At 69.1% G+C, this 13844-nt stretch carries 11 protein-coding genes; 6 read left to right on the top strand and 5 right to left on the bottom strand.

Annotation, left to right across the window (positions count from 1 at the left end; genetic code table 11):
- Positions 1-25: 25 nt before the first annotated feature.
- Positions 26-1396, bottom strand: coding sequence for a D-alanyl-D-alanine carboxypeptidase (locus BLS85_RS09370; protein ID WP_245699162.1), 1371 nt, complete (start codon positions 1394-1396; stop codon positions 26-28).
- 284 nt (positions 1397-1680) lie between these two features.
- Here BLS85_RS09370 and BLS85_RS09365 point away from each other — a divergent pair, with 284 nt between their 5' ends.
- Positions 1681-2508 carry a hypothetical protein gene (locus BLS85_RS09365; protein ID WP_092785564.1) on the top strand — a complete coding sequence of 276 codons (828 nt, stop codon included), beginning with the start codon at positions 1681-1683 and terminating at the stop codon, positions 2506-2508.
- On the opposite strand, the gene BLS85_RS09360 is transcribed toward BLS85_RS09365, so the two are convergent.
- The 4 genes from BLS85_RS09360 to BLS85_RS09345 form a co-directional block, all read right to left on the bottom strand.
- Entirely contained in the window at positions 2498-3457 is a 960-nt protein-coding gene (locus tag BLS85_RS09360) for a DMT family transporter (protein WP_092785562.1), read from the bottom strand. The genes BLS85_RS09365 and BLS85_RS09360 overlap by 11 nt on opposite strands.
- A 14-nt stretch (positions 3458-3471) precedes the next feature.
- On the bottom strand, positions 3472-5400 hold the full coding sequence (gene dxs / locus BLS85_RS09355; protein WP_092785560.1) for a 1-deoxy-D-xylulose-5-phosphate synthase: 1929 nt from the start codon (positions 5398-5400) through the stop codon (positions 3472-3474).
- Between the two features lie 57 nt (positions 5401-5457).
- Positions 5458-6402 (bottom strand): polyprenyl synthetase family protein, encoded by a 945-nt coding sequence (locus BLS85_RS09350; RefSeq protein ID WP_425438475.1) that lies wholly within the window; start codon positions 6400-6402, stop codon positions 5458-5460.
- A 77-nt stretch (positions 6403-6479) separates the two neighbouring features.
- Positions 6480-6776 (bottom strand): exodeoxyribonuclease VII small subunit, encoded by a 297-nt coding sequence (locus BLS85_RS09345; RefSeq protein ID WP_092785558.1) that lies wholly within the window; start codon positions 6774-6776, stop codon positions 6480-6482.
- Between the two features lie 434 nt (positions 6777-7210).
- On the opposite strand from BLS85_RS09345, the gene BLS85_RS09340 reads away from it, so the two are divergent.
- From BLS85_RS09340 to BLS85_RS09320, 5 genes are all read left to right on the top strand, one after another.
- Positions 7211-7864 (top strand): glutathione S-transferase family protein, encoded by a 654-nt coding sequence (locus tag BLS85_RS09340; RefSeq protein WP_092785556.1) that lies wholly within the window; start codon positions 7211-7213, stop codon positions 7862-7864.
- Positions 7865-7904: 40 nt separating this feature from the next.
- On the top strand, positions 7905-8384 hold the full coding sequence (locus tag BLS85_RS09335; protein ID WP_092785554.1) for an Hcp family type VI secretion system effector: 480 nt from the start codon (positions 7905-7907) through the stop codon (positions 8382-8384).
- A gap of 198 nt (positions 8385-8582) precedes the next feature.
- A complete protein-coding gene (locus tag BLS85_RS09330; RefSeq protein ID WP_176793547.1) occupies positions 8583-9155 on the top strand; it encodes an OmpA family protein in 573 nt (190 codons plus the stop codon).
- 110 nt (positions 9156-9265) lie between these two features.
- Positions 9266-11647, top strand: coding sequence for a caspase family protein (locus BLS85_RS09325; RefSeq protein WP_092785550.1), 2382 nt, complete (start codon positions 9266-9268; stop codon positions 11645-11647).
- A gap of 39 nt (positions 11648-11686) precedes the next feature.
- Positions 11687-13837 (top strand): serine/threonine-protein kinase, encoded by a 2151-nt coding sequence (locus tag BLS85_RS09320; protein WP_092785548.1) that lies wholly within the window; start codon positions 11687-11689, stop codon positions 13835-13837.
- Positions 13838-13844: the final 7 nt, after the last annotated feature.

The following is a 13844-nucleotide window of genomic DNA, read 5'->3' as shown; positions in this document are numbered from 1 at the left end:
GGAGGCAGAACGCACGCAACGCGCCCTAGCGTGCCGCCACGGTCCAGCCGGTCGGCACCACCACCAGACACGAGCGCTGGCGCGCGCGTAGGTCGCGGCAGGCGGCGCGGGCCTCGGCCTCGTTGGCCATGCCGACAACGCGCGCCCGGAACAACTGCCCCTGCGCCACGGCGTGGGGAATGATGTGGACGCGCACCGCGTCGAACTCGCCGGCCAGCAGGCGCGCGGCGTCGTGCGCCGCCTCGCGGGCCGGTTCGAGAGCACTGAAGGCGCCCACCTGCACCCCCCAGGTTCCGTCGGACGCGGGCTGGCCGCCGCCCGTGGCGCCGCCGCTGGCCCCGGGGGTGGGAGCGGATGCGGATGCGGCGGCATCGTCCGGTTTCGGCGCCATCAGAAGCCGCTCGACGACCTGCGGCAGCACAGTGACCACGCTGGCCACCTGGGGCGTGCGGGCTTTCCCCGGCGGCAGCTGCGGCGGGATGGGGGGGGCACCGGAGGGCAGATCCGGGCGCGCGACCACACGGATGCGGTCGCCCCCCGCGAACGGGGAATAGCCGGCCTGGATGACGGTGCGGAAGCCCGTGTCCATCAGTTCGGCCATGTGGTCGTCGCGGCTGCGCGCGGTGCGCCCGCCGAACACCACGCCGATCAGGCGGCGGCCGTGCCGGGTCGCCGAGAAGGCGAGGTTGAAGCCGGAGGCGCGGATATAGCCGGTCTTGAGGCCGTCGGCGCCGGCATAACGCCCCATCAGGTGATTGTGGCCGGTGTAGGTGCGGCCGTTGTATCGGAACGAGCGCGTGGAGAAGAAATGGTAGTGATGGGGGAAATGCCTCATCAACGACAACGAGAGGGTGGCCATGTCGCGCGCCGTGCTCTTCTGGCCGGAATTCGGCAGGCCGGAGGCATTGCGGAACGTGGTGTTGTTCATCCCGAGTTGATGCGCCTTTTGCGTCATCAGGCGAGCAAAGCCGATTTCGGTCGACCCCAGCGCCTCGGCCACCACCGTGGCGACGTCGTTGGCCGACTTGGTGACCAGGGCGCGGATGGCATCGCGCACCGTGATGCTGGAGCCGGCCCGCAGGCCGAGCTTCGAGGCCGGCTGCCCGGCGGCACGGGTCGAAACCCGCAGACTCGAGGTCATCGACAGCCTGCCGGTATCCACGGCCTCGAACAGCAGGTAGAGCGTCATCATCTTGGTCAGTGACGCCGGATACCGCTGGGCATCGATGTGCCGGGCATGCACGATGCGGCCCGATGTGGCGTCCACCACAATCGAGGCGTAGCGCGCCATGGCTTCGGCGGGCATGATGAGGCCCAGAACCATCACCAGTCCGAGCACCACGCCAAGGCGGGCCAGGGGGCGGGCCAACACGGGACGGAACACACGCGTGGACACGAATCCTCTCCTGTCGGACTGAGGCTGGACCCGTGGGATGGTCCCTGGGGTTTCACCCCGGCGCGGCCCATTCCGAACCGGCCGGCGGGCCGTCCCACCATCCCCGGAACCCCTTCTGACACCGGCCGCCACAGTCGCCGCAGGTTTCAGAAACGATTCAAGGGGCAATGAATAACAGCATAGAAAATCGGTGAGTGGTTGTCCATAGCCGTTTCGTTTTAAAGAAAGAATCGGCCGGGCGAGGGGGGCGCGGGCCGATCCATCGGGAAAGGAAAAAGAACGCGATGAGACGCATTTTCCGTGTCAGCGAAAGGGTGTTGGGGCGGCGTCCGGCGCGCCCCGGTCTTGGGCCTCGGCGCGCATCGCGGACCCTGGCGATCCTGTTGCTTGGGCCGCTGGGGCTGGCCGCCTGTACCTCGACCACCGACGTATCCGATCCGCCGGTCGAGGCCATGGCCAATCCCCTGCTGCGCAAAGCCGCTTGGTTTTCCTTCCTCAACGGGGATGACATCCGCGCCCGGTGCCACGCCGCCGCGCCCGACCATCTTCGGCTCGTCCACAACGCCAACTACAGCCGGCAGGTGCGGATATACGACATCATGGCCGCCAGCCCGGACCGGCCCGATGGGCCGGCGCCCGGCACGCTGAGCCTGACCACCCGGGTCATCGGCGGCCCCACCGACCGTTGGCTTGTGGACGCCGGCGATCCCTCCAGCCTGTTCGCGCCCTGGGCGGGGCAGGCCAGCCAAACCGTCCTCGCCCAGAGGGTGATGTCGGTGCTGCGGATCTCGCTGGCCCGGGACGGCCTGAGCCGGCCGGCGCCGGCGGGAACGGAGGTGTTTTCCCAGAACTACTGGTGGCTGGCGGTCGGCTGCCTTGATGGAGAAATGCGGTTCCAGGTCTGGGCGCGACCGTTCCGGGGGTATCCGGACCGGGGCTACGACGACCTGACGTTTCCGGCCGTGCTTCTGGCGCGCGACGGCAGCGGCGTGCCGTTTCGCACACCGGCGGACGAGCCCGCGCACGCCAATCCGGCGGTCATGGACCGCGATGCCGCGAGTCGTGAGGTGCGGTTCCGGCTGTCCGTGGGACCGGACGGGCTTAATCCCTGACCTTGGCCCTGACCCGGTCCCGGGCCGGCGGCCTCCGCGCCGCCAGCCACAGGCCGGCCAGGATGAGCACCAGGCCCGCCCCGTGCGCCCACAAGAGCCGCTCGCCGAGGAAGACCACGGCCATCAGGCCCCCGATCAGCGGCATCAGGTACAGGAACTGCCCGGCCACGGTGGCCCCGACCAGGGCCACACCCCGGTTGAAGCAGGCGAAGGCGGCGATCGACGCGAACAGCGCGACGTAGCCCACCGCCGCCACCGTACCCAGGTCCAGGGGCATGACGCGGCCTTGCGCCAGCAGTTCCCACAGATACGCCGGCAGCAGCAGGGTTGTGCCGGCCAGGAAGGTTACGGCCAGAAACACGCGCGCCGAAAGCGCCGGCTTCAGGCGCAGCAGGGCCGTGTAGCCGGCGTAACAGGTCACGGCGGCGAGCGTCCACGCATCGCCCACGTTCAGATCCAGGGCCAGGAGCAGCGACGGGTCGCCGCGCGTGATGACGACCGCCGCGCCGGCCATGGAGATCAGAACCCCCAGACCCTGCCGCGCCGTCACCCGCTCGCCGAACAGAAAGAAGGTCCACAGGATGATGAGGATCGGCATGGCCGTCTGGATCAGCAGCGCGTTGACGGCCTGGGTGTACTGCAGCCCGATGTAAAGTAGCGTGTTGAAGGTGCTGACACCGAGGAAGCCCAGGAGAGCCAGGATCCGCCAGTGGGCGAGAACGACCGGCCATTCCCGCCGCAGCCGGGGCCAGGCGAACACCAGCATGATCAGACCGGCCGCCGTCCAGCGCCAGAACGCGAGGCCAATCGGAGGCACGTGACCGCTGGCCGCCCGGCCGACGATCGAGTTGGCGGACCAGAAGATGACGGTCAGCAGCAGCAGCAGATAGGGCCAGTCAGCCACGCGCGCCAGCGGTCCCCGTCGGTCGGCCCCACCTGCGTTGGCCATTCTCCGCCCCCGCCCTACGCCCGCGCGGGCTGTTCGGCGAGGATGGTCGATCCGTTCAGCAACGACAGCGCGGTGGCGGCGATGCCAGCGGCGGCGATGCCCGCGTCCACCGCCTGCTGTTCCGGCTTGCCCTGCTCGACGAAGCAGTCGGGCATGCACAGGGTACGGACCTTCAGCCCGTGATCGAGCAGGCCCTCGGCGGCCAGCGTCTGCACCACATGGGCGCCGAAGCCGCCGACCGAGCCCTCCTCGACCACCACCAGGGCTTCGTGCTCCGTGGCGAGGCGGCGCAACAGGTCCATATCCAGCGGCTTGGCGAAACGGGCGTCGGCCACGGTCGGGCTCAGGCCGCGCTGCGCCAGATCCTCGGCCGCCTCCAGGCAGGGATACAACCGCGTGCCCAGGGACAGCAGCGCCACCACCTTGCCCTCGCGCACCACGCGGCCCTTGCCGATGGGCACCGGCGTGCCGCGCTCGGGCAGGTCGACGCCCTCGCCCTCGCCGCGCGGGTAGCGGATGGCGCTCGGGCCGTCGTCGTACGCGGCCAGGGTGGCCATCATGTGCATCATCTCGCCCTCGTCGGAGGGCGCCATGACCACCATCCCCGGCAGGCACAGCAGCATCGGCAGGTCGAACGCGCCGTGGTGGGTGGCGCCGTCGGCCCCGACATAGCCGGCGCGGTCCATGCACAGGCGCACCGGCAGACCCTGCAGGGCTACGTCATGCACGATCTGGTCGTAGGCCCGTTGCATGAACGATGAATAAATGGCGACGAACGGCTTGAAGCCCTCGCACGCCAGACCGGCGGCGAAGGTCACCGCGTGCTGCTCGGCGATGCCGACGTCGAAGCAGCGCTCCGGGAAGTGGTCGCCGAACTTGTCGATGCCGGTGCCGGCCGGCATGGCGGCGGTGATGCCGACGACGCGGTCGTCGTCCTCGGCCTCCGCGATCAGGCCCTTGGCAAACACGCTGGTATAGCTGGGCGCCTGGGGTGCCGGCTTGTGCAGGGCACCGGTCACCACGTTGAAGCGCCCCACCCCGTGATACTTGTCCGGGGCCGTCTCCGCCGGCGGATAGCCGTGGCCCTTCTTGGTCACCACGTGCACCAGCACCGGGCCGTCCTGCTTGGTGTCGCGCACATTGCGCAGCACCGGCACCAGATGGTCGAGCCGATGGCCGTCGATGGGGCCGACGTAATAGAAGCCGAGTTCCTCGAACAGCGTGCCGCCGGTGACGAAGCCGCGCGCGAACTCGTCCAACTGCGCCGCCGCGCGCTCCATCGGGCGGGGCAGATGGGCCACCAGGTCCTTGGCCATGTTGCGCACCGACAGCCACGGCTTGGAGGACAGCAGGCGCGACAGGTGGGCGCTCAGGGCGCCCACCGGCGGGGCGATCGACATGTCGTTGTCGTTGAGGATGACGATCAGCCGCGTGTTGGTGTCGCCGGCGTTGTTCATGGCCTCGTAGGCCATGCCGGCACTCATCGACCCGTCGCCGATCACGGCGACGACGCTGCGCGTCTCCTCCGCCAGATCCCGGGCGATGGCCATGCCCAGGCCGGCCGAGATCGACGTGGAACTGTGGCCGGCGCCGAAGGGATCGTATTCGCTCTCGGCCCGGCGGGTGAACCCCGACAGGCCCCCGGGCTGGCGCAGGGTGCGGATGCGGTCGCGCCGTCCGGTCAGGATCTTGTGCGGATAGCACTGGTGCCCGACGTCCCAGATCAGCCGGTCGTGGGGTGTCTCAAACACGTGATGCAGGGCCACCGTCAGTTCCACCACGCCCAACCCGGCGCCCAGATGGCCGCCGGTACAGGAGACGGCGTCGATGACCTCGCCGCGCACCTCATCGGCCAGCCGGGTCAGATCATCGAGCGAGAGGTGCCTGATGTCCTGGGGAAAGGTCACGGTGTCCAGCACCGGCGTCTCGGGGCGTCCTGGCAACGCTCTGGTCCTTCTGTCTGTCTTCGGGCGGTCGCGGAAACCAACCGCCGTTGATCCTCAACGATCCCGTTCCACCACGAAGCGCGCCACGGCGCGCAGGAGATCGGCCTCGGGGCCGAACACGTCCAGATGCGCCACCGCTTGGTCGGAGAGCAGCTTGGCGCGGGAGCGCGCCTCCTCCAGGCCCAGCAGGGTGACGAAGGTGCTCTTGCCGGCGGCGGCATCCTTGCCCGGGGTCTTGCCCAGGTCCTGGGCGCTGCCGGTTTCGTCCAGCACATCGTCGGCGATCTGGAAGGCCAGCCCCAGGTCGCGGGCATAGGCGTGCAGGCTGGCGCGCATGCGGCTGGAGGCCTTGCCCATGATCGGTCCGGCGATGCCAGCGAACAGAATCAGGCGGCCGGTCTTCATCTGATGCATGCGGGTGATGCCGGCGACGTCGATCTCGGGCGAGCCGATTCCGCGCTCGACCATCAGGTCCACCATCTGGCCACCGACCATGCCGTGCGCCCCGGCGGCCTCGGCCAGTTCGCGCACCAGTTCGCAGCGCACCGACGGATCGGCGTGGCTGACCGGATCGGCCAGCACCTCGAAGGCCCGGGTCAGCAGGCCGTCGCCGGCGAGAATAGCGGTGGCCTCGTCGAACTGCCTGTGGCAGGTGGGACGGCCGCGCCGCAGGTCGTCGTCGTCCATCGCCGGCAGATCGTCGTGAATCAGCGAATAGGTGTGGATCATCTCCAGCGCCGCCGCGACGGTCAGGGCGGCATGGGGCGAGACGTTGAACAGCGCCGCCGAGCGCACCACCAGGAACGGCCGCAACCGCTTGCCGCCGGCCAGCGCCGAATACCGCATGGCCGCCGCGACACGGCCCTCGGGCGCGTCCACCTCGGGCAGCAACTCGGACAGGCGGGCACTGACGGCCTCGCTGGTTTCGGCCATGGCGGCGTTCAGGGCGGGGCCGGGGCGGTCGTTGGCGACTTCTGTCAGGGTCCCGGGATCGGGCATCGGATCATCCTTGAGCGTACGGGGGCATCACGGAAGACGAAAGGGACGCGGCGCTCGGATCGGCCGCGCGGCGAGTGTTACTCCACATCCAGGGGTGCGGTCGAGGGGGCGCCGTCGGCGCCGACCCCGATGCGCTCGACCTTGGCCCGGGCTTCGGCCAGCCGGGCCTCACAGTGCTTGCGCAGCCACACCCCCCGTTCATAGGCGGCGACGGCGGTCTCCAGATCGACCCGGCCGGCCTCCAGCTGTTGCACGATCTCCTCAAGGGCCCTCATCGCGTCCTCGAACGACAGCCGGGCGATGTCCGCCGGGGGACCCGAGGACTGGGGATCCGGGTTGCCGTCGGCGGCGGGCTGGGAGGTCTTAGAGGCCATGCGGAACCGTGGAAAGCCGTGCGGGAAACGGAGGCGCGAACAGGCGGGGCGGCGCGGCGGCGGAGGCGGTGCCGATCCGCCACCGTCACGCCCCTTTAACAGGAAAGACGGGTGACGGGAAACGCCCAGCCGGCGGATAATACTCCGCCGTCACTGATTCGCAACACCGGCGACCCGACGTCGCAGGGCAATCGGGTGAAAGCACGCCCCACCATTTTTTATGATGGCATGGCGGATTCGACCCGCGAAGCGGGCGCTCCGCCGCGTGGCGGTGATGCGGCGGGGTGCGCCTTCGGCGCGAACCCACCCGACGACGTTTCGCATGTCGTCAACAGGGCGTTCACCCGATTGCCCTGCCCGATGTCGAGACGCGTGCCCGCCGCCGCCCGTCCTGGTATTGTAGGCCACTTCCGAGCTTCTCAAGGCAGACACACATGTCAGACTACGTTCTCGTCATTGGCAACAAGACGTACTCCTCCTGGTCGCTGCGGCCCTGGCTGGCGCTGCGCGTGGCCGGCATTCCGTTCCGGGAGGAGGTCATCCCCCTGGATCAGGACGACACGCGCGCGCGCATCCTGTCGCACTCCGGGGCCGGGATGGTTCCGGTGCTGCGTCACGGCGCGCTGACCGTCTGGGATTCGCTCGCCATTCTGGAATACGTCGCCGAACGCCATCCCGACGCCGGGTTGTGGCCCGACAGCGAGGCCTCGCGGGCGGTGGCCCGATCCGTCGCGGCGGAAATGCACGCCGGATTCGCCGCCCTGCGGCGGGACCTGCCGATGAACACGCGACGGGACCGGCCGCCCCTGGACATCGCGCCCCAGGTCCAGGCCGACATCGACCGGATCACCACCCTGTGGCGGGATTGCCGCGCCAACCACCGGGCCGGCGGCCCGTTCCTGTTCGGGCGTTTCACCATCGCCGACGCCATGTTCGCCCCAGTGGCCAGCCGCTTCCGCAGCTATGGGGTCGCGCTGGACGAGGTGTGCGCGGGCTACGTCGAGGCGGTCCACGTCCTGCCGGCGATGGTCGAGTGGTGTGCCGACGCGGCGCGGGAAGACTGGGTTCTGGACCGCAGCGAGATCTAGACAGGCCCGCGGGCCATATCGAGGAGAGAGGGACAAGGCGATGGCGATTTTCGCGAAATACGGAAACGTGAAGGGCAACGCGACTGATGCGAGGCACAAGGACTGGATGGACATCCAGGCCTTCGATTGGGGCCTTGAGCGGTCGGTGAACACGCCCACCGGTTCCATCGCGAGCCGGGTGGCCTCGGAAACCACGGTCTGGGACCTGACGCTGTCAAAGACTTTGGACGAGGCCTCGGCATCCCTGCTCATGGAGGCCTTCACCCGCAAGTCCCAGGCGGATTTGAAGGTGCATCAATTGTCGACGGCGGTGCAGGGCCTGAACGTGGTGGAATATGTTTTTTCCAATGCCTTGATCACGAAGTACGTGACGACATCGACCGGCGACCGCCCCCTGGAAACGATCTCGTTCAATTTCACCAAGATCGCCTTCAACTTCACCGTCGTTGACGAGGCCGGTAAGACGCGGCCGGTCACCGGCGAATACGATCTGGCGACGGCCAGGATGGCCGGGATGTGATGGGCCGGGCGGCATCCGTCACAATCCTGCCCCACCTTGTCCGTCATGATGTCGGAGTCCATGTCGGCGCGGCCCCGGCCGCCCACGGTGCCCAGGGGTGACAACAGGCCGTTTGTTCCGCACTATGGGACTATGGATTGGCGGCGTGTCGGCGACCCGCGGGCGTCCGCGCTCACACCCGATCAAAGGAGTGCAACCATGAAGCCGCGTGCCATGACCCTGGCCCTGATCATCGGTCTGGGAACCGCGATCGGTGCCGGGCCCGTTCCCGCGCTGGCCGACGACGATCTGATCGACGTTCCCGACGTGTCCGGCGCCGAGATGAACTCGGACGAAATCATCCAGATGCTGTCGCCGCAGACCCGGGGACTGCGGGTGCGCACGACCGAGGAGGAAAAACCCTCGCAGGAAGAGAATCTCAGCCAGTTGTCGGCCTCGTTCGACAGTATCCTGTTCGAGTTCGACTCGGCCCAGATCTTGTCCCAGTCGCTTCCGATCCTGAATCAGATCGGCCGCGCGCTGACGTCGGAGGAACTCAAGCCCTACCGGTTCGGCGTCTACGGCCACACCGATGCTTCCGGCGCCGAGACCTACAACGCCAGTCTCTCGCAGCAGCGCGCCGAAGCGGTGCGGCGTTACCTGATGGACAACTTTGGGATCGAATCCTCCCGCCTCCAGGCCCGGGGCTTCGGCGAGCAGCGGCTGAAGAATCCCGCGATGCCCGACTCGCCGGTGAACCGGCGCGTCGAACTGGTGAACCTCGATTCCTGACGGCTTCACAACGGCACGCCCTGTCTCGCCGATGCCGCGTTGAAGCCGCGCGGTTCGACGGATGCAGGGCGTGAAGATTGCGCGTACCAAGCCACACCGGAGGACTCGCCATGAGACGGGATATGCCGCGCGCGCTTGCCTGCCTTGCCGTCATCCTGATGGCAACAGCCGGAACGGCCGTTCCGGAATCGGCGGACGCACAGACCAGCGTTCTGCGCAACAGCACCCGGACGCTGGGCCGGACGATCCAGAGCCAAACCCGCACCATCTTCCGTCCGACGCTTCAGGTGCGCGGCAATCTCGGGCCGGTGCGGGGCCTGGATATCAATCCCGAGTGGACGCACGGCGCCACCGTGCTGGGCAACGGCGACCTCGCCCTGTGGGACCTGCGCGAGGGGGCGGAGGCGCAGCGGCTGCCGGCCAGCGCGGTCGGTCCCGTCCGCGACATCCACGTCGGCCCCAACGGCCGCTTCGTCCTGGTCGGCTCGACCAGCGGACAGGCGCGCTTGGTCCCGGCGCCGGGCAGCGGCGCCATCGCCGCCCTGCCGGCGGCGGCGGCGTCCGGCGTTGGCGCCGTCAACATCTCGCCGGATGGACGTCAGGCGGTCATCGGGCGCTCGGACGGCACCGTGCTGGGCGTGACCATCGCCAGCGGCCAGATGCAGACCTTGCACCGGGGCACGGGCGCCGTCACCCATGTGGCCAGCGCGAACGGCCCGTTGTTCGCGGCCGCGTTCGCTGATGGCTCGCTTGTTCTGGGTCAGGCCGGCGCTGCCCGCGCCGTTCGACCCGCCGCGACGGTCAGCGCCCTGGCCATGGCCTCCGACGGTCGCGTCGTGGTGGGAACCGCCAACGGAACCGTCGAAATCTGGGACGCCGCCGGTGGACAGCGGCTCTCTTCGTCGCGGCCGCATTCGGCACGCGTGACGGCGGTGGCCGCCGCCCCGGGTGGGCTCGCGGTTTCCGGTGACGAGGCCGGCGGCCTTGCCCGTCATCGCGGCGGACAGGCGACGAGCGCGCCGTCCCCGGTCCCCGGCCCGATCAACGACGTGGCCATCCGCTCCGGCCCGGACCGCATCATGGCGGCCAGCGCCGACGGCACCGTGCATGTGCTGGACGGCCAGAGCTTTCGCCAGCTTGCCCGCATGATCTCGAACGCCGGCGGCTGGGTCGTGGTTTCGCCGGAGGGGCGCTATGACGGCGCCATCGACACCTACAAGGACATCGTCTGGAGCACACCGGTCGCCGATCTGCCGGTTGATCGCCTCGCCAGCACCCACTACGAGCCGGGCCTTCTCACCAAATCCGTGCAGCCGAACATGACCCTGTCGACGCGGCCGGCGGGCTCGATCAGTGAAGAAATTCGACTGCCGCCGGAGGTGACCATGTCCGTGTCGCCGTCCCAGGGAGTCTCGCCCGGCCAGACCCTGACCGTGACCGTGACCGCCGTGAACCGCAGCGACAGCACCCGCCCGGACATCCGGCTGTTCAACAACGACAAGCGCGTGCGGCCGGAGGCCGTGGTCGGGGACATCAGCGAGTCGTCCGACGGCGTCAGCCGCACCATGACGTTCGCGGTGCCGGCGACGGCCGGCGCCAATGCCCTGTCCGCCGTGGCGGCGGGCTGGCAGGGCATCACCAGCGACCCGGCCACCGCGTCGGTGCAGGCGGCCGGCGCCACGTCCGGCGGCCAGCTCTACCTGACGTCGGTGGGCGTCAACGCCTACCGGGCCAGCGGCCTTCAGCCCCTCACGTTCGCCGTCGCCGATGCCCGGTCGGTGTCGCGGTTGTTCCAGGGCGGCGTGCGGACGCCCTACGCCGGTGTGCGCCAGACCCTCCTGACCGACGGTCAGGCGACCAAGGGCGGGATCCGCGCCCATCTGCAAAGCCTGCAGACCCTGACCGGCAATGACGTCCTGATTCTCTACCTTGCGGGGCACGGCAAGGCGTTGGGCAGTGACTGGTATTTCCTGCCCGCCGATCTTTCGAGCGCGACGGAATCCGGGGTGCGCAGCCAGGGCGTCTCGGCACGGGAGTTGGCCGACCTGTTGCGCCGCATCCCGGCGCAGAAGATGCTTCTTCTCGTCGATGCCTGCGGCGCCGGCGCCGCGCTGGCGCAATTCGATGGGTTCGAGCAACGCCGCTTCCTCGACTCGCTGAGCCGCGAAACCGGGGTGCATGTGCTGACCGCGACACGCGCCGGACAGGAAGCCCCGGAATATGAGATCCTGGGGCACGGGCTGTTCACCTACGCGTTCCTTCAGGGCCTCGGGGAGGGAGGCAGCGCGCAACGCGCCGACCGCGCCCCTCGCGATGGACAGGTGACCGTGGCGGAGATCAAGAGTTATGTTGAGGACGCGGTGCCGGTGGTGGTGCAGAAGCTGGAAGACCAGTTGCTCGCCCATGCCGCCACGCGTGGCGGCATTTCCGGACGCACCATGGTGACGCCGGTCGGGATCAGCCAGGGAGCGGACTTCGTGCTCGCGCGCTGATATGGTATCCATGGTCCGCGAAACTGATCGCGGGCAGCCGTGGCCGGCGGCGAGACGAGGGAGGCGACGACGGCGAACACGACAGGCGGGCCGGGGGGTCGCGGCGAGGCCGGCGACGACGGCGACGACGAAACGATCGTCTCGATACCGAGCGGGAGCGGCGCGGCCGCTCCCCTCCGGCCATCAGGTGGCACCATTCCCACCGGGACCATCATCTCTCACACCTATGTCATCAAGAGCCTCGTGGCCGCCGGCGGCATGGGGGAGGTGTATCGTGCCGAGCACCTCTTCAACAGCCGTCCTTACGCCATTAAAAAAATCCGGCCGGAGTTCGCCAGCGACGCCGACATCGTCGAGCTGTTCCGGCGCGAAGCCGGTATTCTGGAGTCGATCGAGAACCCGGTGATCGTCAGTTACCGGGGCCTGTTGCTGGACGAAAATCAGCATCCGTTCATCATCATGGAGTATGTGGACGGCCCGTCGCTCGGCGATCTGATCGGCAAGCGCGAGTTCTCGGTGGACGAGATCCGTCTGATGCGCGACCTGCTCGCCAAGGCGCTCGACGAGGTCCACCAGCGCGGCGTCGTCCATCGGGACATCTCGCCCGACAACATCTTGTTCCAGGACGGCCGGGTCGATCAGCCTCGCATCATCGATTTCGGCATCGCCCGCCAGGAGGCCGTCGCCACCGTGATCGGTGGCAGCTTCGCCGGGAAGTATCGATACGCCTCGCCGGAACAGATGGGCGAGTACGGCGGTCAGGTCGATGGCCGCTCGGATATCTACAGTCTCGGCCTCGTGCTGGCGACGGCGGCCCAGGGTGAGCTGATGGACATCGGCGGCAGCCTGACCGAAATCCTGGACCTGCGCCGCCGGGTGCCTGACCTGAGCAAGGTGCCCCAGGCACTGCGGGCCGAACTGACCTGGATGCTGCAACCCAAGCCGGACGACCGCCCGGACCGGGCCAACGATCTGGTCGGCGCCGAGATCCGCCTGGGGACCGAAACCAGCAGCCATCGGCGCCAGCGGGAGCGGGACGCCCGGAGCGCGGCGGCCCGGGGCGGTCAGAACAAACAGCGGGGCCGGGGCAGCGGTGGTGGTATCGTGGTCCTGGTCCTCGTGCTGATGGTCCTGCTCGCCGGCGGCGGCGCCGGATGGTGGATGTGGAGCACGGGATCCCTGCCGGAGCCGGCCACGCGGATTCTGGCCATGATGGGCCTGTCCGACGCGCCGGATCCGGGCGGCACGGACGGGCCGGAGCAACCGGCCGGCGGAAGCGGCGCCATTCCCTCCTTCCCGGGCGGCTCACCGGACGACGTCGATGGAACCGCGCCGGTGGCCAGTACGACCACCGCGGTCCCGGATGATCGACCGGAGCCCGATCCGCCCGAACCGCCCGCCGCATCACCCGCCGCATCACCCGCCGCATCGTCTTCCGCTTCGTCCTCCGCGCCGTCACCCTCCACGGGCACCGATCCGGGCACCGATCCGGGCGCCGCGCCGGACACGGGCTCCCAGGTCGCGGTGCGCCCTCCCCTGCCCGACTTGAACCGTCTGGCCGAGCAGGTTCCGTGCAGTTCGCTGTCGATCGCGCGGGAGGCCGGTGGAACCGCGCGGGTGACCGGGTTCGTCGGATCCGCCAATGATCTCGACCGCCTACGCATGCGCATTGCGGAATCACCGGGCGTCGAGGCCATCGACAGCACGGCGGTGGAGATCGCGCCACGCCCGCTGTGCGCCACCCTGGCGACGCTGGAGATCTGGAACCAGACAGACGGCCCGCGCATCGACCTCAGTCAGGCGGGCGGCGAATACAGACCGGGCGACTATCTGCGCATGGAGATTGTGCCCCGCCAGCCGCGCGGTCACCTGCACGTCGTCTTCATCGATTCGGACAAGGGGCTGGTGATCCATCTGCTGCCCAATCCCGCGCGTCCCGAGACCGCCGCCGTCGCCGGACGGGCGGTCAGCATCGGGTCCAGGGGCGGCGACGGCGGGCGGGTCTACGAGCTGACCGAGCCCTACGGGCGCAACATGATCCTGGCCATCGAGGCGCCCCAGCCGACGTTCACGGAGTTGCGCCCGGAAATCGAACCGCTCCAGGCCTTCCTGGAGGCCCTGTTGCGACGCAAGGCGCAGTTCGGGGAGCAGATGCATCTGTCCCATGCCTTCGTCGATATCGTGCGGTGAGGGCACG

The sequence above is a fragment of the Rhodospira trueperi genome, from assembly GCF_900101965.1.
GTDB lineage: Bacteria > Pseudomonadota > Alphaproteobacteria > Rhodospirillales > Rhodospirillaceae > Rhodospira > Rhodospira trueperi.
Note: the sequence above shows the minus strand (reverse complement) of the source record. Positions and strands in the feature narration are given on the sequence as shown.

Coding starts and splice junctions, on each gene's coding strand:
- BLS85_RS09365 (WP_092785564.1), top strand. CDS start 1,681: ATGAGACGCATTTTCCGTGTCAGCGAAAGGGTGTTGGGGCGGCGTCCG.
- BLS85_RS09360 (WP_092785562.1), bottom strand. CDS start 3,457: ATGGCCAACGCAGGTGGGGCCGACCGACGGGGACCGCTGGCGCGCGTG.
- BLS85_RS09350 (WP_425438475.1), bottom strand. CDS start 6,402: ATGCCCGATCCCGGGACCCTGACAGAAGTCGCCAACGACCGCCCCGGC.
- BLS85_RS09345 (WP_092785558.1), bottom strand. CDS start 6,776: ATGGCCTCTAAGACCTCCCAGCCCGCCGCCGACGGCAACCCGGATCCC.
- BLS85_RS09340 (WP_092785556.1), top strand. CDS start 7,211: ATGTCAGACTACGTTCTCGTCATTGGCAACAAGACGTACTCCTCCTGG.
- BLS85_RS09335 (WP_092785554.1), top strand. CDS start 7,905: ATGGCGATTTTCGCGAAATACGGAAACGTGAAGGGCAACGCGACTGAT.
- BLS85_RS09330 (WP_176793547.1), top strand. CDS start 8,583: ATGAAGCCGCGTGCCATGACCCTGGCCCTGATCATCGGTCTGGGAACC.
- BLS85_RS09325 (WP_092785550.1), top strand. CDS start 9,266: ATGAGACGGGATATGCCGCGCGCGCTTGCCTGCCTTGCCGTCATCCTG.